This is a genomic window from Allobosea sp. (assembly GCF_035999205.1).
Classification (GTDB): Bacteria; Pseudomonadota; Alphaproteobacteria; order Rhizobiales; family Beijerinckiaceae; genus Allobosea.
This window is the reverse complement of record NZ_DASYHA010000028.1, coordinates 12,429-31,595: the sequence shown is the minus strand read 5'-3', so window position 1 is coordinate 31,595 and position 19,167 is coordinate 12,429. Positions and strand designations below refer to the sequence as shown.

Genomic DNA, 19,167 nt, shown 5'->3' with positions numbered 1-19,167 from the left:
GATCAGCCGGCGACGCCGCTGTCGGCCGCGTCGCCCTGTTCCAGCATCAGCCGGGCGCGTGCGGAGAGCTTTTCGGTCTCGCTCTTGAGCTGGCCGCAGGCGGCGAGGATGTCGCGCCCGCGCGGCGTCCTGACCGGAGAGGCATAGCCGGCCCGGAAGACGATTTCGGAGAAGCGTTCGATCCGATCCCAGTCCGAGCACTCGTATTTCGTGCCGGGCCAGGGGTTGAACGGGATCAGGTTGATCTTGGCGGGAATGCCCTTGAGCAGCCGCACCAATTCGCGCGCCTCGGCATCGCTGTCGTTCACGCCCTTGAGCATCACGTATTCGAACGTGATCCGCTTCGCGTTCGACACTCCGGGATAGGTGCGGCAGGCCTCGAGCAGATCCTTGATTGGATACTTCTTGTTGAGCGGAACGAGCTCGTTGCGCAGATCGTCGCGCACCGCATGCAGCGAGATCGCCAGCATCGTACCCATCTCCTCGCCGAGCGGGCCGATCTGCGGCACAACACCGGACGTCGAGACTGTGATGCGGCGGCGCCCGAGCGAAAGCCCCTCATTGTCGGAGATGACGTCGATGGCCTCGCGCACGCCGTCGAAATTGTAGAGCGGCTCACCCATCCCCATGAAGACGATGTTGGAGACGAAGCGTCCGCCGTCATTCGGGACGAAAGCGCCGTCCGGCGCGACGCGGTTCGGGAAATCGCCGAGCCGGTCGCGTGCGACCATCAGCTGCGCGACGATCTCCTCGGTCGTCAGGTTGCGCACGAGGCGCTGCGTGCCGGTGTGGCAGAAGGTGCAGGTCAGCGTGCAGCCGACCTGGCTGGAGACGCAGAGCGTGCCGCGGTCGACCTCGGGGATATAGACGCATTCGATCTCGGCGCCGCGGTCGCGCGGGCCGGTCGGTGCCATCCGGAGCAGCCATTTGCGGGTGCCGTCGGTCGAGACTTGCTCGGCGGTGACTTCAGGCAGGTCGAGGGTGAAGCGCTCGGCCAAGGAGGCGCGCAGCCCCTTGCCGATCGTCGTCATCGCCGCGAAATCGCGCACGCCATAGTGATAGATCCAGTTCCAGAGCTGGCCGACGCGCATGCGCCGCTCCTTCTCCGGCACGCCGATCTCGGCCAGCGCCTCGGCAAGCCCGGCGCGCGTGCGCCCGACCAGCGAACGGCGCTGCAAAACGGGTTCGGCCGCTGGCGCGGCGGGTTCAAGAACGGAAACGGTCATCGGAACTCTGGCTCGGGTCGGGCATCAACGGCCCGAATATCCGCGGCTCATAGCACAAGAACGCCCAGCCGCGAAATCATGGCAGCCACGGCGCGACAGCAGGGCTGCCGCTCAGCTTCGCCAGCCTGAGGTAACTGGCGTGATGGACGAGAACCGGCGCGGAGCGGGCATGCGCCCGTGAGCACCTGAAGCGCTCGATACCGCGTCAGGCGGCCGCGCTGCGCGAACTCCGGCGCAGCGCTACTTGCACGCGTCTTCGGCGCGCTTCACGGCCTGATTCATGCCCGCGAGCGAATACTTGTCGGCGGTCGCATTGCCGCGCTTCGACGTGCCCTTGATCTCGAGCGCAGAGCCCTTGCGCAGCGAATCGAGCATGCGCGGCTCCTCGGCCGGATTCTTGAGCCACATGTTCTGGCCCTTGGCGACCAGGGCGAAGCGCTCGGAGCCGATCAGCGCCTGATGCTCGACATCCTCCTTGAGGTCGAAGTTCAGGACGAAGCTGATTTCGTTGCGCACGCCCTCGGTCGGCCGGGTTGCGACGAAGAGCAGGCCTTCGACATCCTTGAGATTGGCCGGCAGGCGGGTTTCCGCCTTCGACAGCGCGTAGCAGACCTTGGCACGGCCCTGCTGCGACGAGAACGCCTGCCACTTTCCGGCGGTCTCGAGCAGCATCGCCTGGCCCTGGCCGGCCGCAGCCGGTGCAGCTGCCGCGGCGGGCTTGGCCCGTTGCGCCATCGCGGCCGAGGAGGTGAGAGCGATGCCCACGCAAGCTGCCAGCATGGCGAGCAGGATCGTCGGGCGGGGCGAGGCGGCGACGCCGGTGCGGAGGTATGAGATATTCATGGACCGCCATCAGTCATTAAAAATCTTAACACTGCCTTTACCACACCTGCAGTGGGCGCGATGGCGGGAGGCAGGCGCATAGAGTGTCACGATCCTGGCGAAAATGCGAATGCCCGCAGCGCCCGCGAGGCTGTTTCGTTCGGCCGGAGCCCGTGCCACATTCGGGCCGGAAATCCTGCGGCTTGCGGAGCCGGTCGCAAGGTGCAGCTGGGCGCGACGGGTGACGCGACGATGAGGGCACTGCTTTGCGAGAGCCACGGGCGCGCCGAGACGCTGGTCATCCGCGACATCCCCGAACCACAGCCCGGCCCCGGCGAGATCGCCATCGCGGTCAAGGCGGCAGCGCTGAACTTCTTTGACACGCTGATCATCGAGAACCGCTACCAGACCAAGCCGGCCCTGCCCTTCTCTCCCTCTGCCGAATGCGCGGGAACGGTCGCCGCGGTCGGCGAAGGCGTCCTCGGCTGGCACGTCGGGGATCGCGTCGCCGCCTGGCTCGGCTATGGCGCGGCCCGCGAGCGCGTCGTCGTCCCGGCCACCAGCGCCGTCAGGGTGCCCGACGCCCTGGCCGATGCCCAGGCCGCTGGGCTTTTCGTCACCTACGGCACGGCGATGCACGGGTTGGTCCAGCGCGCTTCGCTGAAAGGCGGCGAGACACTGGCGATTCTCGGCGCCGCCGGTGGAGCCGGACTCGCTGCTGTCGAGATCGGAGCGCTGCTCGGCGCCCACGTCATTGCCTGCGCCTCCTCGGCCGACAAGCTCGAACTCGCCCGCGAGCACGGTGCGCAGGAGGAAATTGACTATTCGGTCGAGGACATCCGGGCCGGCCTGCGCCGGCTGACCAAGGGGCGCGGGGTCGATGTTCTCTATGACACCGTCGGCGGCGATCTGGCCGAGCCGGCCGTCCGGTCCATGGCCTGGGAGGGACGTTATCTCGTTGTCGGCTTCGCTGGCGGCGCCATTCCCAAGATCCCGCTGAACCTGCTGCTGCTGAAGGGCTGCGACCTGCGTGGCGTGTTCTGGGGCGAATTCGTGCGGCGCGAGCCATCCGCCCAGCGCCGCAACATGGAGCGGCTTCTGGGCTGGGCGGCAGGCGGCCACATCCGCGCCCATGTCCATGCCGAAATCCCGCTCGAGCGCTGGGTCGAAGCCTATGCGCTGATCGGCGACCGCAAGGCCAAGGGCAAGGTCATCCTGACGTTCTGAGGTCAGAGCTCCGCCATGGCCTTCCGGGCCCGTTCGCGATGCTCGGGCGTGATCGAGCCCGCCACGGCTGCGAGAGCAGCCGCGATCACCGCGGCGTCATCGGTGAAGCCGAGGATCGGCATGATGTCGGGCAGCGCGTCGACGGGCAGCACGAAATAGCCAAGCGCGGCGAGCAGCGTCATCCGGACACGCCGCGGGGTCGCCGGATCGCGCGTGCAGAACCAGGCCGCGAGCAGATCTTCCGAGAAGGGAATCCGCTTCGCCACGCGTTTCAGCCGGACGAGGAACTCCGAGCCGAAGCGTGCTTCGTCGCGCAGGCTCTTGCGGATCGCCGCCATCTCTTCCGCTGTGAAGCGGGAGGTGAAACCGTCGCTCATTCTGCCCCTCCTCAGGGCTGGTGATGAAGGCGGCATGATTCCCCGGTCGGAGCCCTGGCCGCAATGTCGAAAGATGTGGCCCTGCGGGAAACCCCGCACAAGAGCCCTGCCAATCGGCATGTGCGAAGAATCCGGCTTGGAGCGGCCCGGCCGGCGCCTTAAACGCTTCTCTGCACCCGACACGATCAGGACACGCCCGATGCAGCTCGATTCCTCCATCGCCGCCATCGTCACCGGCGGCGCCTCGGGCCTCGGCGAGGCCACAGCGCGCATGCTGGCCGGGCAGGGCGCCAAGGTCGCGCTGTTCGACCTCAATGCCGAGCGCGGCGAGACCGTCGCCGCCGAGGTCGGCGGCCTCTTCGTTGCGTGCGACGTGACGAGTGAGACGTCCGTCGATCAGGCGCTCGCGACGGCGCGCGCCAGCCATGGCGTCGCCCGGGTCCTGGTCAACTGCGCCGGCATTGCGCCCGGTCGCCGCATCGTCTCGAAGAAGCGCGAGACGGGCGAGCTGATCGCCCATGACAGCGCCCTGTTCGAGAAGGCGGTCGCGATCAACCTGACCGGGACCTTCCGCCTGATCGCGAAATCGGCCGCGTCGCTGGCAGCTCTCGAACCGGTGACGGCCGATGGCGGCCGCGGCGTCTTCGTCTGCACGGCCTCGATCGCAGCCGAGGACGGCCAGATCGGCCAGGCCGCTTATGCCGCCTCGAAAGCCGGCGTCGCCGGCATGACGCTGCCGATCGCCCGCGAACTCGCCTCCGTCGGCATCCGCGTCATGACGATCATGCCCGGCCTGTTCGAGACGCCCATGTTCGACGGCCTGCCCGAGGAGGCTCGTGCTTCGCTGGCCGTCTCGGTGCCGCACCCATCGCGTCTCGGCAAGCCGGCCGAATATGCGGCTCTCGTCAGAACCATTGTCGAGAACGACATGCTGAACGGCAGCGCGATCCGGCTCGATGGCGCGCTGCGCATGGCGCCGAAATAGGCGCGGCTCGATGACCGGGGCGAAACCGTTCGAGAAGCTTCACAGGGACGGCAGCCTCTGGGCCAGGGGCCAGACGATCGACGACGTCCCGACCGGCTACTGGGAATGGTTCCGCAAGGACGGCACCAGACTGCGCTCCGGCCATTTCGACGAGGGCGTGCAGGTCGGCGAATGGACGACCTATGATGTCAGGGGCGAGCCGTACAAGGTCACGCGGATGCAGGCAGCCAAGCCCTGAACGGCAGCCCCGTCCTAAATCCCGTCATCCTCCTGCACGATGCGGTAGACCGTGTTGGCGCTGCGGTCGCGATAGAGGTCCACGCGCTCGCCGTCCCAGTGATAATCGAGATGGCGCCCCTGCAGCGGGTTCGCGGCGCCATCCGGATAGAACAGCCCGACGCAGTGGCCTCCGGGCTGCCGCACGCTCGGATAAACCACCCCGTCGGACCCGGAAGCGCGCAACGCGGCGCCAAGCGGCTGGCTCTCCGAGTAATCGTCCGGGCGCAGGAAGGCGGCCGTCTCGACGTCCCGCCCACGCAGATCGTGCAACCTCGCCTTCACGTCGATCAGGATCTCGCGGAACTGCGATGTCCAGCCCGGCGGCTGCCGCGTCGCGGCCATGAAGCGTGAATGGTGGTGGATCGTTTCGAACAGCGCGACGCCGAAGGTATCGCCGGCATAGAGCACGCCGAAGCGCCCGGCCGAGAACCGACTTGGACGATCCGGGCTGACATGGGTGAAGGGAGCCATCAGCCAGCTTGCCCCGGGCCCGGCCACCCGCCGCCCCGGCGGGACGAGATCGAGATTGCCGACCGCTTCCATCAGGCGAGGATTGGTCTTCTGTTCGGCGGCGAGCAGGAGCGGCCAGTCGGCCGGGTCGGCGATGTCCTCGAACAGGTCAATCGGCGGAAACACGCTGCGGATGATCCGCACCGCTCCCCGCCAATCGATCTGGCTGATGGGAATGCCGGCCGGGTCGGTCACCATGCGCCCCGCTCGGCGTCGAGATGACGCCGGACGCGCATCAGGTCGGTCAGCTCGCCGCCCAGCATCACCTGCAGCGCGGAGCGGCCGCCGAAATCCGCATTGGCTGCCTGGATCCAGTCATAGCCGCGCTGCGGCTCGCCAAAGATGATCCGCAGCGCCTTGTGGATGCCCATCAGATTCGAGAGACGGGCCTTGCCGTCGCGCGAGATGCGGCCGATCTGGCCTGCCTTCCAGCGGCTGTAGCTACGCGTTGGCAGGTCGAGCAGCGTCGCGGCCTGCTCGTCGGTCAGCCGCCAGAGCCGGAACAGGTTGACGGCGGCGCGAAGCATCGCGGCCGCTTCCGCATCGGAGATCGGTTCGGGCGCGAAGTCAGGGGCAGCCGTATCGACCGGCAGCAATGCGCTCATGGCGGACCTCCCATTTGGCATAAAATGGGAGATGCGACGCCAAATGGCAAGGCTCCGCTATTCGGCGGCCTTCGCCGGCTTGATTTCGTGCTTCAGGATCAGCGGCGTCTGCGCCAGAGCGAACGCCATGGTCAGCGGCATCACGCCCCAGACCTTGAAGGCGACCCAGAAATCTTGGGTCTGCGTGCGCCAGACGACCTCGTTCAGCGCGGCCAACACGAAGAAGAAAAGGCCCCAGCGCAGCGTGAGCTTGCGCCAGCCTGCCTCGTCGAGCTGCAGCACCGTATCCAACACCAGCGCCAGCAGCGAGCGACCGAACCAGAGGCCGCCCAGCAGGACGCTGCCGAATAGGGCGTTCACGATGGTCGGCTTCACCTTGATGAAGAAGGCGTCGTCGAGCACGATCGTCAGCCCGCCGAACACCGTCACGACGACGGCATTGACGATCGCCATTCGCGGCAGATAGCCCATCAGCACGCGAGAGGCGGCGAGCGCCACCAGCGACGCCACGATGAAGATGCCGGTCGCGACGAAGATGCGGCGGTCGCTCGCCACGCCGAACAGCCGGTCGCCATAGGAATTCGCGAAGAAGAAGATCGCCAGCGGCCCGAATTCGAGCGCGAGCTTGAGCAGCGGGTGGACGCTCCGGGTCGTCAGCGTCCGCTCCGTCACGGCCTCGGCGGTGTCCGCACCATTGTCGCTCGTCACGCCGCCTCTCCCAATCCCGCCACGGCCTGCGCGAAGTCGCGCGCCGAGAACGGCTCCAGATCGTCGACGCTTTCGCCGACGCCGATGAAATGCACCGGCAGACCGAATTTCGCCGCCAGCGCCACGAGAATGCCGCCACGCGCCGTGCCGTCGAGCTTGGTCATCACCAGTCCGGTGACACCAGCGGTGTCGCGGAAGGCTTCGACCTGGCTGACCGCGTTCTGGCCGACGGTGGCGTCCAGCACCAGCAAAGCCGCATGCGGCGCCTCGGGGTCGAGCTTGCGGATGACGCGGACCACCTTGGCGAGCTCGTCCATCAGGCCGGCCTTGTTCTGCAGCCGCCCGGCCGTATCGACCAGCAGCACATCGGTGCCCGCGGCCTTGGCCTTCTGCAGCGCCTCGAAGGCAAGCCCCGAGGCGTCCGCGCCCTGGTTGCCGGAAACGACCTCGGCACCGGTCCGCTCGCCCCAGACCTTGAGCTGTTCGATCGCCGCCGCACGGAAGGTATCGCCAGCCGCCAGCATCACGGATTTGCCCTCTGCCCGGAACTTGGCGGCGAGCTTGCCGATCGTCGTCGTCTTGCCGGAGCCATTGACCCCGACCATCAGGATCACGAACGGCTTTTTCGTGGCGTCGATCGCAAGCGGCAGCGCGACCGGCGTCAGGATGGCCTCGACTTCGCGGGCCAGGATCGCCTTCACTTCGGACGGCTCGATCTGCTTGTCGTATCGGCCTTCACCGACGGCTTTAGCGACCCGGGCCGCGGTGGCGAGCCCGAGATCGGCCTGGATCAGGATGTCCTCGAGGTCTTCGAGCGTGCCGGCATCGAGCTTTCGCTTGGTGAAGAGATCGGTGATCCCGGTCGTCAGCGCCGAGGATGTCCGCGACAGTCCCTCGGTCAGCCGGCGCCACCAGCTCCGCTTCGGCTCCGGCGCGGCAACGACGGGCGGAGCCATCACCGGCTCGGCCTGCACGGGCGCCGGCTCCGGCATCGCGATGGGCAGGGGCGCAACCTCGCCGGTCAGCAGTTCGGGCGCGATCGGCGCGTCTTCAAGCGGTGGCTCGGCCGGCGCCTCCACAGGCACCGGCAGCGCGGCGGGCGCAGGCGCCACAGGCTCCGGCTCACTGCCGAACAATCTCGAAAAGAAGCCGCGCTTCTTCGGTTCGTTCTCGCTCATCATTCTTCCCGTGGCCTCGCCGCGCAGCGGCTCGTGCTTGCGCGACAGGGTAGGCTTCGATAGCGCAATGCCATGACAGCGCCCGATCGACCAGAGATTTCCCGCCCCGGCGAGGCCTTGGAGTCACGCCACGAGCCGCCGCTGCCGTTCCCCTTGCTCTATCGCGACGCGATGATGCTGGTGATCGACAAGCCGGCGGGCCTGCCCTCGCATCGCGGCCCCCAGGCCAAGCGGCGCGTCATCCCGGTCCTGACGGATCATCTCGACGCGCTGCGCTTCGGCCTGCCACGCCGGCCCGAAGCCGCGCATCGCCTCGACAAGGACACCTCCGGCTGCCTCATCCTCGGCCGTCATCCCCGCGCCATGGCCGAGCTCAACCAGATGTTTCGCGATGGCAGGATCGACAAGACCTATTGGGCAATCGTGCGGGGCAGTCCCGATGCCGACGAGGGGCTGATCGACCTGCCTTTGGGCAAGCGCGCGCCCGATCGCGGCTGGTGGATGAAGGTCGATCCCGACGGCCTGCCCTCGCAGACGCGCTATCGCGTGATGGGACGCGGGCAGGACGGGACCGGCCCGCTCGCCTGGCTCGAGCTGGAACCGCTGACCGGCCGCACCCATCAACTCCGCGTGCATTGCGCGGCGTCGGGTTGGCCGATGCTCGGCGACGAGATCTATGGCGACGCGCCGCGTGAGGGCGGCCCGGGCCTGCAGCTCCACGCCCGCGCCATCGCCATCCCGCTCTACCGCAAGAAGCCCGCGATCCGCATCAAGGCTCCGCCACCGCCGCATATGGAAACGGCGCTACGCTCCTGTGGCTGGGAACCAGACTTAGCAGAGGGTTAATCCCGAGGCGCCTCCTCGGCCCGGCCCGCGCAACGCTTCCCTAAGACCGCTCTGCTAGAGCTCGCTTCCGGTCGCGCCGGAGCAGAGAGCCATGGCTGAAACGCACACCATCGCGGTCGATCCTGGCAAGGCGCTTCTGAACATGGAAGCGGCGCGCGCCGAGGCCGCCCTTGCACCTGACGGCGCGCTCGCGACGCTGATCGGCTGGGTCGAGGGCTATCTGATGAGCCCGCATACCGATCTCGGCCGCACCGGCGCCGTCTGCCCCTTCACCCGGCAGGCGGCGAATCTCGACGCCGTGCGCATGGTGGTGAGCAATGCTGGTCCCGCCGACGAAGCCGAAACCTTCGCCCTGATTCGCGCCGGCTTCGCTGAGCTCGAGACGATACCGACCAAGGCATCGATGGCGCATTTCCGCACGGTGATCATCGGCTTTCCCGCTTGTGCCGGCGAGGACGGCATCGCCATGCTGCGGCGGGTGCAGGATGGTCACAAGTTCTATTCCCTGTCGCGCAACCGCATGATCGGGCTGATGTACGCGCAGTCGGAGGCGCCGGGCCTGTGGAATCCGGATTTCCGCCCGCTGCGCTCACCGTTCCCGGTGCTCGCCATCCGCCACATGGTCGAGCATGACGCGCCCTTCGCAGCGCGCCATCCGCTGCTGCTGCTGCCCTATCTTGCCCGCTTTCCATCCGCCGGCTTGAAGCGACTTTTCGCGCATATGCGACAAGCGCGCGCCTCGTGACGTCTGCGGCGGCACATCTCGCGGATACGTTGCGCACGGGTAGCGCGGGCCGAGCCGTGCGTGATGCCGAGCCCCCGATCGGCATTGGAGTGATCGACCGGCTGGATGCCTTTCTCGCATTGCGCGAGGAATGGGACGCCCTGTTCGAGCGCGCGGCCAGGCCGCATCAGGTTTTTCAAAGCCATACGGTCCTGCGCCACTGGGCCACGCATTATCTCGATGCGCGGACGCGGCTGAGCATCGTCACGCTGCGGCGAGAGGGCCGACTCGTTATGATCTGGCCGCTGGTCCGCCAGCGCCGCCTCGGCCTCGACACGCTGCGCTTCATGGGCCTGCCCATCGCCCAGTTCGGCGACGTGATGGCCGAGCAGGGCGCAGACGAAGCCACGCTCATGCGCGCGGGCTGGCGCGGCGTCCGTTCATTGCGAGCCGATCTCTTCGAGGCCCGCAAGCTCCGCGCCGACTCAGCACTGGCCCAATCTGGCCTGCTTGTTGGAGCAAGCTGCTCGGAACGGATCCTGGCACCCTTCGCCGATCTCGCCTGCCGGGTCGGGCCTGACGGCCCGAGCCAGGCTTATGCGGCGCGCGAACGCTCGAACCATCGCAGGCGGCTGCGCCGGCTCGCCGAGCGCGGGCCGCTCTCTTTCGACATGGTCCCCCCTGGTGAGGAGGCGATGAGCCTGGCGCTGGAAGCCATAGCGATGAAGCAGGTCGCGCTGGAACGTCACGGCATCATCGCACCTGCGGTCTCCGACTCGCGCTTCGCTGCATTCTTTCGGGATCTCGCCGGGGACACGTCCGGCTCCTCGCCGCTTCGGATCACCGCCATTCGCTGCAACGGAACCGCGATCGGCATCGACCTTTCGCTCGATTGCAAGGGTGCGAGCTTCGGCCATGTCATCGCGACACACCCCGATCACGAGCGGGGCGGCGTCGGCGGCATCCTCATCCATCACAGCTTCGCGATGGCGAAAGCGCGCGGGAGCGCGATCTTCGATCTGCTCGGCCCGGCGGATTCCTACAAGCTGGATCATGCCGACGGCAGCACTCCGGTCGCCGATCTCGCCTTGCCCCTGTCCCTGAAGGGCCGCCTGCTGTGTCGTCTCGGGTTGCAGCGTCTGCGGCCGACATTGAAAAGCGCGGTCAAACGCCTGCCGGCGCCGGCTACGAGGCTTCTGGCCGCCTGGCGCGCGAGGCGCTGACTGCCCGTCAGCCCGCGATCATGTCTATGGCGCGTGCCAACTTCACGTCGAGCTCCGTCAGGCCACCCACATCATGCGTCGAGAGCGTCACCTCGACGGTGCGGTAGACATTGGACCACTCCGGATGGTGGTCCATCGACTCCGCCAGCAGCGCGACTCGTGTCATCCAACCGAAGGCCTCGCTGAAGTCGCGGAAGACGAAGCGCTTGGTGATGGCCTCGCGCCCTTCGACCAGCTTCCAACCGGTCAGCGTCGTCAGCGCTTCATCGCGAGCCTCCGGACCAAGGCGTTTGGGCATCGTCATCTCCGCTGGAATTCGCCCCGCAGCGGCCGGTTCGGATAGGAGGGTCCGAGCGGATAGGCCGCCTCCAGCACATAGGGCCCGCCACCAACCGAGTCGCGCGACGACATCAAGGCGAGCCGCCTCGCGGTGAAGCTGATCGGGCGGATGATCGGGTGCAGGCTGAGATAATGCGCGACATCGATCGGCGAGGTGTCGCGCAAGCGCGCCAGCGTCACATGCGGCACGAATTTGCGCCCCTCCGGCGGCAGGCCGAGCCGGCGCGTCAGCCGCTCGAGATCGGCCTGCAGCTCGCTGAGCCGGGGCGTCGGCTGCACCCGCGCGAAGACGGCGCGCGGCTTGTCGCCGCCGAAGCTGCCGAGCGCATCCAGCGTCACCTCGAAGGGATAGCTGCGGATATCGGCCAGGAACTCGTCGAGGTCATTGGCGGTGCGTCGGTCGACATCGCCGAGGAAGCGCAAGGTGATGTGGTAGTCGGCCGGCTCGATCCAGCGTGCCCCGGCCAGCCCGCCGCGGTGCAGCGTCAGCGCCGAGGCGACCTCGGCGGGAATCTCCAGAGCTGTGAACAGCCTCGGCATGACGAATCAGTGCCAGCTTTTTGTGACTCTGGCGAGACGAAAAGCCGGGCACCTGCCGCCTTCTTCAACAGCGATCGATCGGATCACCCGTCATGGCCGGGCTCGACCCGGCCATCTCCTGCAAGAGATGCCCGGACCAAGCCCGCGGATAACGCCTGTCCTCAGGGGCAGGGATTGCCGACGAGCTGATGGATCGCGTCGATCTTCGCCTCCACCTCCGGCGAGAGCTTGACCGCGATTGAGGCAATGTCGGTCTTGAGCTGTGCCATCGTCGTTGCGCCGATGATGTTGGCGGTCACGAAGGGCCGCGCATTGACGAAGGACAGCGCCATCTGCGCCGGGTCGAGCCCCGCTTCGCGAGCGAGCGCGATGTAGCACTTGATCGCATCCTCGGAGCCGGCGGTCTGGTAGCGCTGGCCGCGGTCGAACAGCGTGGTGCGGGCCCCGGCCGGTCGCGCGCCATCGAGATATTTGCCGGTCAGGTAGCCCTGCGCCAGCGGCGAATAGGCGAGCAGGCCGACATCCTCGCGCATCGCGACCTCGGCCAAGGCCGTCTCGAAGGTGCGGTTGAGCAGGTTGTAGGCGTTCTGGATCGACTGGACCCGCGGCGTCCCGCGCAGTGCTGCGTCCTGCACGAAGCTCATCGTGCCCCAGGCGCTCTCGTTGGAGAGCCCGAGATGACGGATCTTGCCCTCCTTCACGATCTCGGCGAAGGCGTCGAGCTGCTCGGCGACCGGAGTCTCGTCATCGGGGCGCTCGAACGCCGCCTTGGAGAACCGCGTCGGGTTCGAACCCCACGGCATCGGCCGTTCGGGGAAATGGATCTGGTAGAGATCGATATAGTCGGTCTGCAGCCGCTTCAGGCTCTTTTCGACCGCCTCGCGGATCTGCTTGCGGGTGACCCGCGTCGGGCTCTTGTCGTCGCGAAACCAGGTGTTGCCGCCGCGCCCGCAGATCTTCGAGGCGAGGATGACCTTGTCGCGGTTGCCGCGCGCCTTGAACCAGCTGCCGATGATCCGCTCGGTCGAGCCCTGCGTCTCGGCCTTCGGCGGAATGGAGTAAAGCTCGGCGGTGTCGAAGAAATTCACGCCCTGGTCGAGCGCATAGTCCATCTGCTCATGGCCCTCGGCCTCGGTGTTCTGCTCGCCCCAGGTCATGGTTCCCAGGCAGATCACCGAGACCTCGAGATCGGTGCGGCCGAGACGACGATATTCCATGGCAATGCAACTCCGGAAGCGGCCGGCGGGAGGCGCACGGTCAGCAGATGGGCAGAGGAAAGGCTGGCGGGCCGACAGGCTCGTCAGGGTTTGGCCGGCAGCGTCGCGAGGAAGCGTTCGACCGTGGGCAGGATGTTGCGGACGATGACGCGGACGCCCTCGGCCGTGGGATGGAGCAGATCAGGCTGGTTGAGCGCGCGGTCGCCCGCGATGCCTTCCAGGAAGAACGGGTAAAGCACCAGCCCGTGACTCTTCGCAAGCTCGGGATAGATGCTGTCGAAGCGCGTAGCATAATCCGCGCCGAGATTGCGCGGCGCATACATGCCGGCGAGCAGCACGGGGATGCCGCGTTCCTTCAACCGGGTGATGATCGTCTCCAGCCCCTTGCGGGTGGTCGCCGGATCGAGTCCGCGCAGCGCGTCATTGGCGCCCAGCTCGAGGATGACGCCATCGGTGCCGTCGGCGACCGACCAGTCCAGCCGCTCGAGCCCGCCCTGCACCGTGTCTCCCGACACGCCGGCATTCACGATTTCGACAGCGATACCCTTCTGGCGCAGCGCTTGCTCGAGAACCGGCGGAAAGGCGGCACTGGCCGGCAGATTGTAGCCAGCCGTCAGACTGTCGCCGAGCGCCACAATTTTCAGCGTCCGTGCAGGCGCTTGTGGCGGTGTCTGGGCCAAGGTCTGAGACATGCTCGCCACCGGAAACAGAGCGCAGCAGAGTAGAAATGCGGCGCAAAGAGATTGGACAAGCGCCGGGGCACGCCCATATCGCCCGCTTGTGGGGCGCGACGGCGTTTTGCCCCGCTCGGGCCGTGATCGGATGCGAGCAGGGACGCTGATGGATATCGAAGGCAGGATCATTGGATGATGAGCGAAGTGCGCGTCCCACCGACAGAGCAGCCGGCGATCGAATTGCGGGATGTCGAACTTAGTTTGGGGCGTGCCGCCGCCCGCGTCCATATCCTCAAGGGTGTTTCTTTGTCGCTCGCCGCAGGCCAAGCGACGGGGCTCGTCGGCCCCTCCGGCTCCGGCAAATCCACCTTGTTGATGACGATGGCCGGGTTGGAGCGCCCCGATTCCGGCAGCGTCAAGGTCGCTGGCCAGGACCTCGGCGCGCTCGACGAGGATGCGCTCGCCGTGTTCCGCGGCCGTCACATCGGCATCGTCTTCCAGTCCTTCCATCTCGTTCCCACCATGACGGCACGCGAGAACGTCGCCCTGCCGCTGGAGCTGGCCGGCGCCAGCGACGCCTTCGCCCGCGCCGAGGCCGAGCTGCGCGATGTCGGACTGGGACATCGCATGGACCACTACCCGGCGCAGCTGTCAGGCGGCGAACAGCAGCGTGTCGCCATTGCCCGGGCGGTCGCGCCGGATCCGGCGATCCTCGTCGCCGACGAGCCCACCGGCAATCTCGACGAGACGACCGGACGCTCGATCGTCGACCTGATCTTCGCGCTGCGGCGCGAGCGTGGCGCGACGCTCGTCCTCGTCACCCACGACCTGTCTCTGGCTGCGCTCTGCGACCGCACCGTGCGCCTGCGCGCCGGGCGTATCGATGCACCGACCTCGTCCAGCGCTGACGCAGCGGTCGCCTGAGCATGCACGGAACCGTCAAACCCGCCCCCGTGGCGCCATCCGGCATATCCGGCTTCCAGCTCGCGCTTCGCCTCGCCTGGCGCGATCTGCGCGGCGGCCTGCGTGGCTTCGGCGTCTTCATCGCCTGCCTCGCGCTCGGCGTCATGACGATCGCGGCCGTTGCCTCCGCCTCACGCGGCCTGACCGAGGGGCTGGCACGCGAAGGCCGGCGCATTCTCGGCGGGGACGCCGCCTTCAGCCTGATCCATCGCGAGGCGACGCCCCCGGAACTCGCCTTCCTGGCCGGCAAGGGCACCGTCTCCACCATCGCGACGATGCGCGGCATGGCGAATGCCGGCGAGAAGGGCACCGCCTTGGTCGAGATCAAGGCGGTCGATGCGGGCTACCCTGCCATCGGCGAGCTCGTCACCGAGCCCCAGGCGCCGATTACGGAGCTGCTCGCGCCAAGGCAGGGCGTCTTCGGCGCGGTCGCCGACCCCGTCCTCTTCGGCCGCCTCGATCTGAAGCCCGGCGACATCATCATGGTCGGCGGCGCACGGGTGCAGCTTCGCGCCAATCTCGTCTCCGAACCCGACAAGATCGCCGCCGGCGTCGGCTTCGGCCCGCGCCTGCTGATGTCGCAGGAGGCCTTGCGCGCCACCGGCCTGCTCCAGCCCGGCAGTCTGGTACGCTGGACCTATCGCGTTTCGCTGCCGCCACAAGCGGCCGACGACAAGGCGCTCGAGGCATTGATCGCCGCCGCCGGAACCGAGCAGCGCGATGCCGGCTGGGAGATCCGTTCGCGCGCCAACGCAAATCCGGGCTTCCAGCGCAATCTCGAGCGCTTCACCCAGTTCCTGACCCTGGTCGGCCTGACGGCGCTGCTCGTCGGCGGCGTCGGCGTGGCCAATGCGGTGCGCCGCTTCGTCGAGGCCAAGAAGCTCGACTTCGCCACGATGAAGGCGGTCGGTGCCACCGGCGGCCGCGTCGTCGCCATCCATCTCACCGAAGTCATGCTGGTCGCAGGGCTGGGCACCGGCATCGGTCTCGCGCTCGGCGCGGCCGCCCCCTTTGCACTCGGCGCCGCACTGCAATCGGTGCTGCCCGTTCCCTTCGAACCGACGCTGGCGCCCGGCGAACTCTGCGTCGCGGCGCTGTACGGACTGCTGACGGCGCTGGTCTTCGCGATCCTGCCGCTCGGCCGCGCCCATGACGTGCCGGTCTCGGCCCTGTTCCGCGACCAGATCGAGCCCGATGCGCGCCGGCCACGGGTGATCTATCTCGCGATCTGCCTGCTGGCGCTGGGCGGCCTCGTCGGCGTCGCGCTCGCCTTCGCCTATGACCGGCGCATCGCGCTGATCTACATCGGCGTGATGGTCGGCATCTTCGTGCTGCTGCGCGCCGTCTCCACGGGGCTGATGGCGCTCGCCCGACGGACGCCGCGGCCGAAGAATCCCTCGCTGCGCATGGCGCTGGCCAACAGCTATCGCCCCGGCGCATTGACGCCCTCGCTGGTGCTCTCGCTCGGTCTGGGCGTCGCGCTGCTTTCGGCGCTAGCCTTCATCGACACCAGCCTGACGCGTCAGCTCACCCAGGCCCTGCCCCAGAAGGCGCCGAGCTTCTTCTTCCTCGACATTCCCAATGCGGACGCGGCCCGCTTCGACGCGGTCCTGCACGAGGAGCGCCCGGGCGCGACGCTCGCCCGCGTGCCGATGATGCGCGGCCGGATCGTCTCCGTGAACGGCGTCCGGGCCGAGGATATCAAGGCTTCCGAGCAATCCGCCTGGGTGCTCGATGGCGACCGCGGCATCACCTATTCGCAGGAGATGCCCGAGGGCTCGAAGCTCGCCGAGGGCGAGTGGTGGCCAGCCGACTATCGCGGCGAGCCGCTGGTCTCCTTCGATGCCCAGAACGCCGCCGGCATCGGGCTGAAGATCGGCGACAAGCTCACCGTCAACGTGCTCGGGCGAAACATCACCGCCCGCGTCGCCAATTTCCGCGCGGTCGAATGGCGCACGCTCGGCATCAACTTCGTGATGCTGTTCTCCCCCAACACCTTCGCCGGCGCACCCCATACCAACCTCGCCACCATTGCGCCGGCGCCCGACGGCGCGGGCAGCACGGACGCCGCGCTGCTGCGCCGGCTCGCCGTCGAGTTCCCCTCCGTGACGGCCGTTCGGGTCAAGGATGCGCTCGAGGCGGTCAACACCATCGTCGGCCAGCTCGCCACCGCCATTCGCGGCGCATCCGGCCTCGCCATCGCCGCCAGCCTACTCGTTCTGGGTGGCGCGCTTGCGGCCGGGCAGCGCGCGCGACTTTACGACGCGATGATCCTGAAGACGCTCGGCGCCACACGCCGCTTTATACTTTCGTCGTACGCCCTCGAATACGCCGCGATCGGCCTCGTCTCGGCGCTGTTCGGCGTTGTCGCGGGGGCTCTCGCGGGCTGGGGCGTCGTCACGCAAGTGATGAAGATCGAATTCGTCAGTGACCCGACCGGCGCATTACTGGCCGCGACTGCCGCGATTGGTGTTACCGTCCTGTTCGGCCTCGCCGGCACGGTAAAAATACTATCGAAAGCACCGGCTTCTCACCTGCGGAATTTATAAAGACTATCTATCGACGACTCGCGATAGACATTAAACGCGGGTAAATTTGCATGGTCTGGGCGCCGCGTTTCTATAAACGCTGGCGCCTTAACCATGCCGACCCCTTGTAAGAACCGGCAAAGCCCCTCATATTCCCGGGCATCGCCACGATTGTGCGCGACGACAGGCCATCGCCCCGGGCGATGCCGTCTTCGGAATCACTGTCAGGGGAAACTCGCTCCATGAGCAACTTCGACCGCAATGCTCCAGTCTGGGGTGCCGGCCGCGCACAGCAGACCAGCGCCGTCGAGATGGATCAGGGCCTGCGCTCGTTCATGCTCGGCGTCTACAACAACATGTCGATCGGCCTGGCCATCACCGGCCTCGCCGCGATCGGCATCTCGATGCTGGCGATCGCCGGCGTCTCGCAGACCGGCAAGGTCACGGCGCTGACGCCGCTCGGCCAGGCGCTCTATCTCAGCCCGCTGAAATGGGTCGTGATGCTGGCCCCGCTCGCCTTCATCATGTTCTTCTCGTTCAAGGCCGAGAGCATGAGCTCCTCGACCGCACGCGCCATGTTCTTCGCCTTCGCGGCGGTGATGGGCGTGTCGATGTCGTCGATCTTCGTCGTCTTCACCGGCGAGTCGATCACCAAGGTGTTCTTCATCACGGCTGCGGCCTTCGGAGCGCTGAGCCTTGCCGGCTACACCACGAAGAAGTCGCTGTCGGGCATGGGCTCGTTCCTGATCATGGGCCTGATCGGCCTCGTGATCGCCTCGGTGGTCAACCTCTTCATGCAGTCGAGCGCGCTGTCCTTCGCCATCTCGGCGATCGGCGTCCTGGTCTTCGCCGGCCTGACCGCCTGGGATACCCAGCGCCTGAAGGAGATGTATCTCTATTCCGACCTGGATGCGGAATCGGCTGCGAAGCTCTCGGTGAACGGCGCCCTGTCGCTCTACCTGAACTTCATCAACATGTTCCAGATGCTGCTCTCGCTCTTCGGCAACCGCAGCGAATGATCTGATCGGCCCAAAATCGGGCTTAGCGAGCCCCGGCCTTGCGGCCGGGGCTTTTCTTTTGGCGCGGCGATTGCGCATGATCCGGGCATGACCAAGCCTGCGATCCGCCCGGCCGTTGCCGCCGACATTCCCGCCATCGCCGAAATCTACGCCCATGCGGTGCTGCACGGGACCGCCTCGTGGGAAATCGCGCCGCCGGACGAGGCCGAGATGTTGCGACGGTTCGAGGCCGTGCTCGCCGGCGGCTATCCCTATCTCGCCGCGGAGCGCGACGGCGTGCTCCTCGGCTACGCCTATGCCGGCGCCTACCGGCCACGGCCGGCGTACCGCGCCACCGTCGAGAATTCGATCTACATCGCGCCGGGCGCGCAAGGCTCCGGTGTCGGCAGCGCCCTGCTGGGCGCCTTGATGCAAGACTGCGCCGCCCGTGGCTTTCGCCAGATGATCGCCGTGATCGGGGATGGTACCGGCGCCTCGGTCGGGTCGCGGCGCCTGCATGAGCGCGCCGGCTTCCGCCTGATCGGCGTCGCCGAGAAGGTCGGCTTCAAGCACGGTCGCTGGCTTGACCAGATGCTGATGCAGAAGGAGCTGGGCGAGGGAGACGGCACGCCGCCGATGCCATGAACGGCACCGGGCGCCCGCGGCCATCTTGGCTGATCAGCCGACCACGCTGAGCTTCTTGTCGAGCACGCGCAGCACGCGCGACAATTCGGTGCCGCGCTTCAGCACCAGCCCGGTCGCGGCAACGACCGAATAGGCGCCCTGGCGCCTGGCCAGCGCGGGATCTTTGACGATCCGGTAGAGCGGCACTTCGGAAGACCGGCGATAGACCGAGAACTGCGCCTTCTCTTTCAGGAAGTCGATCGCATAGTCGCGCCATTCTCCGGCGGCGACCATGCGGCCATAGAGGTTGAGCAGTTCCGAGAGCTCACGGCGGTCGAAGGTGACTGCGGCCGGTTTCGATACCCCCGGAAAGGGGATCACCCCGGCCATCGGCTGCGATTGCGGCGTCTCGCTATCGCTCATTGCGCCTCCCGATCCGCGGTCCCCGGGGACCGCTCTGATGCTGAGAGCGCGATGATGCTCCCGCAAGGTCGGGCTGGCAAGCAAGCCGGGCCACCTCACCGGAGGCGGCGCGCCCGCCGATCACGGCTTCGTCACTGCTGCCGCATTTTTG

Annotated in this window: 22 protein-coding genes; 10 read left to right on the top strand and 12 right to left on the bottom strand. The window is 67.4% G+C overall.

Annotation, left to right across the window (positions count from 1 at the left end; genetic code table 11):
* Window positions 1-2: 2 nt before the first annotated feature.
* On the bottom strand, window positions 3-1,226 hold the full coding sequence (rlmN, locus tag VGN82_RS26285) for a dual-specificity RNA methyltransferase RlmN (protein WP_327530058.1): 1,224 nt from the start codon (window positions 1,224-1,226) through the stop codon (window positions 3-5).
* A 240-nt stretch (window positions 1,227-1,466) separates the two neighbouring features.
* Complete coding sequence (locus VGN82_RS26280; RefSeq protein ID WP_327530057.1) at window positions 1,467-2,069, bottom strand: hypothetical protein; 603 nt, start codon at window positions 2,067-2,069, stop codon at window positions 1,467-1,469.
* Window positions 2,070-2,300: 231 nt separating this feature from the next.
* Here VGN82_RS26280 and VGN82_RS26275 point away from each other — a divergent pair, with 231 nt between their 5' ends.
* A complete protein-coding gene (locus VGN82_RS26275; RefSeq protein WP_327530056.1) occupies window positions 2,301-3,275 on the top strand; it encodes an NADPH:quinone oxidoreductase family protein in 975 nt (324 codons plus the stop codon).
* 2 nt (window positions 3,276-3,277) lie between these two features.
* Here VGN82_RS26275 and VGN82_RS26270 read toward each other — a convergent pair whose 3' ends face one another.
* Entirely contained in the window at window positions 3,278-3,652 is a 375-nt protein-coding gene (locus VGN82_RS26270; protein WP_327530055.1) for a YkvA family protein, read from the bottom strand.
* A 199-nt stretch (window positions 3,653-3,851) separates the two neighbouring features.
* Here VGN82_RS26270 and VGN82_RS26265 point away from each other — a divergent pair, with 199 nt between their 5' ends.
* Both VGN82_RS26265 and VGN82_RS26260 read left to right on the top strand, forming a co-directional pair.
* Window positions 3,852-4,637 carry an SDR family NAD(P)-dependent oxidoreductase gene (locus tag VGN82_RS26265; protein ID WP_327530054.1) on the top strand — a complete coding sequence of 262 codons (786 nt, stop codon included), beginning with the start codon at window positions 3,852-3,854 and terminating at the stop codon, window positions 4,635-4,637.
* A gap of 10 nt (window positions 4,638-4,647) precedes the next feature.
* The gene (locus tag VGN82_RS26260) at window positions 4,648-4,875 is read left to right on the top strand and encodes a toxin-antitoxin system YwqK family antitoxin (protein ID WP_327530053.1); all 228 of its coding nucleotides are present in this window, start codon (window positions 4,648-4,650) and stop codon (window positions 4,873-4,875) included.
* Between the two features lie 14 nt (window positions 4,876-4,889).
* Here the strand turns inward: VGN82_RS26260 and VGN82_RS26255 are convergent, their stop codons facing one another.
* From VGN82_RS26255 to ftsY, 4 genes are read right to left on the bottom strand one after another with little or no spacing between them, the layout of a single operon-like run.
* Window positions 4,890-5,624: an RES family NAD+ phosphorylase gene (locus tag VGN82_RS26255; protein WP_327530052.1), complete on the bottom strand. Its 735-nt coding sequence runs from the start codon at window positions 5,622-5,624 to the stop codon at window positions 4,890-4,892.
* Complete coding sequence (locus tag VGN82_RS26250) at window positions 5,618-6,031, bottom strand: MbcA/ParS/Xre antitoxin family protein (RefSeq protein WP_327530051.1); 414 nt, start codon at window positions 6,029-6,031, stop codon at window positions 5,618-5,620. Before VGN82_RS26250 ends, VGN82_RS26255 begins: the two co-directional genes overlap by 7 nt.
* Before the next feature lie 57 nt (window positions 6,032-6,088).
* Window positions 6,089-6,703, bottom strand: a complete 615-nt coding sequence (locus tag VGN82_RS26245; RefSeq protein ID WP_327530090.1) for a septation protein A — start codon at window positions 6,701-6,703, stop codon at window positions 6,089-6,091.
* 32 nt (window positions 6,704-6,735) lie between these two features.
* On the bottom strand, window positions 6,736-7,917 hold the full coding sequence (gene ftsY / locus VGN82_RS26240) for a signal recognition particle-docking protein FtsY (protein ID WP_327530050.1): 1,182 nt from the start codon (window positions 7,915-7,917) through the stop codon (window positions 6,736-6,738).
* A 171-nt stretch (window positions 7,918-8,088) separates the two neighbouring features.
* Between ftsY and VGN82_RS26235 the strand changes: the two genes are divergently transcribed.
* The 3 genes from VGN82_RS26235 to VGN82_RS26225 all read left to right on the top strand — a co-directional run bounded on the left by VGN82_RS26235 (window position 8,089) and on the right by VGN82_RS26225 (window position 10,710).
* Entirely contained in the window at window positions 8,089-8,763 is a 675-nt protein-coding gene (locus VGN82_RS26235; RefSeq protein ID WP_327530089.1) for an RluA family pseudouridine synthase, read from the top strand.
* A gap of 91 nt (window positions 8,764-8,854) precedes the next feature.
* Window positions 8,855-9,508 carry a DUF6875 domain-containing protein gene (locus tag VGN82_RS26230; RefSeq protein ID WP_327530049.1) on the top strand — a complete coding sequence of 218 codons (654 nt, stop codon included), beginning with the start codon at window positions 8,855-8,857 and terminating at the stop codon, window positions 9,506-9,508.
* A gap of 56 nt (window positions 9,509-9,564) precedes the next feature.
* The gene (locus VGN82_RS26225) at window positions 9,565-10,710 is read left to right on the top strand and encodes a GNAT family N-acetyltransferase (RefSeq protein WP_327530048.1); all 1,146 of its coding nucleotides are present in this window, start codon (window positions 9,565-9,567) and stop codon (window positions 10,708-10,710) included.
* Between the two features lie 7 nt (window positions 10,711-10,717).
* Here VGN82_RS26225 and VGN82_RS26220 read toward each other — a convergent pair whose 3' ends face one another.
* From VGN82_RS26220 to VGN82_RS26205, 4 genes are all read right to left on the bottom strand, one after another.
* Entirely contained in the window at window positions 10,718-11,008 is a 291-nt protein-coding gene (locus tag VGN82_RS26220; RefSeq protein WP_327530047.1) for a 4a-hydroxytetrahydrobiopterin dehydratase, read from the bottom strand.
* A 2-nt stretch (window positions 11,009-11,010) separates the two neighbouring features.
* Complete coding sequence (gene thpR / locus VGN82_RS26215; RefSeq protein WP_327530046.1) at window positions 11,011-11,589, bottom strand: RNA 2',3'-cyclic phosphodiesterase; 579 nt, start codon at window positions 11,587-11,589, stop codon at window positions 11,011-11,013.
* A gap of 161 nt (window positions 11,590-11,750) precedes the next feature.
* Window positions 11,751-12,806: an aldo/keto reductase gene (locus VGN82_RS26210; protein ID WP_327530045.1), complete on the bottom strand. Its 1,056-nt coding sequence runs from the start codon at window positions 12,804-12,806 to the stop codon at window positions 11,751-11,753.
* 83 nt (window positions 12,807-12,889) lie between these two features.
* A complete protein-coding gene (locus tag VGN82_RS26205) occupies window positions 12,890-13,498 on the bottom strand; it encodes an arylesterase (protein WP_327530044.1) in 609 nt (202 codons plus the stop codon).
* 177 nt (window positions 13,499-13,675) lie between these two features.
* On the opposite strand from VGN82_RS26205, the gene VGN82_RS26200 reads away from it, so the two are divergent.
* The 4 genes from VGN82_RS26200 to VGN82_RS26185 all read left to right on the top strand — a co-directional run bounded on the left by VGN82_RS26200 (window position 13,676) and on the right by VGN82_RS26185 (window position 18,614).
* Window positions 13,676-14,404 (top strand): ABC transporter ATP-binding protein, encoded by a 729-nt coding sequence (locus VGN82_RS26200; RefSeq protein WP_327530043.1) that lies wholly within the window; start codon window positions 13,676-13,678, stop codon window positions 14,402-14,404.
* A gap of 2 nt (window positions 14,405-14,406) precedes the next feature.
* Window positions 14,407-16,992, top strand: coding sequence for an ABC transporter permease (locus tag VGN82_RS26195; RefSeq protein WP_327530042.1), 2,586 nt, complete (start codon window positions 14,407-14,409; stop codon window positions 16,990-16,992).
* 221 nt (window positions 16,993-17,213) lie between these two features.
* Complete coding sequence (locus VGN82_RS26190; RefSeq protein WP_327530041.1) at window positions 17,214-17,990, top strand: Bax inhibitor-1/YccA family protein; 777 nt, start codon at window positions 17,214-17,216, stop codon at window positions 17,988-17,990.
* An 87-nt stretch (window positions 17,991-18,077) separates the two neighbouring features.
* Window positions 18,078-18,614: a GNAT family N-acetyltransferase gene (locus VGN82_RS26185; RefSeq protein WP_327530040.1), complete on the top strand. Its 537-nt coding sequence runs from the start codon at window positions 18,078-18,080 to the stop codon at window positions 18,612-18,614.
* A 33-nt stretch (window positions 18,615-18,647) separates the two neighbouring features.
* On the opposite strand, the gene VGN82_RS26180 is transcribed toward VGN82_RS26185, so the two are convergent.
* Window positions 18,648-18,983: a DUF2794 domain-containing protein gene (locus VGN82_RS26180; RefSeq protein ID WP_327530088.1), complete on the bottom strand. Its 336-nt coding sequence runs from the start codon at window positions 18,981-18,983 to the stop codon at window positions 18,648-18,650.
* Window positions 18,984-19,167 lie beyond the last annotated feature (184 nt).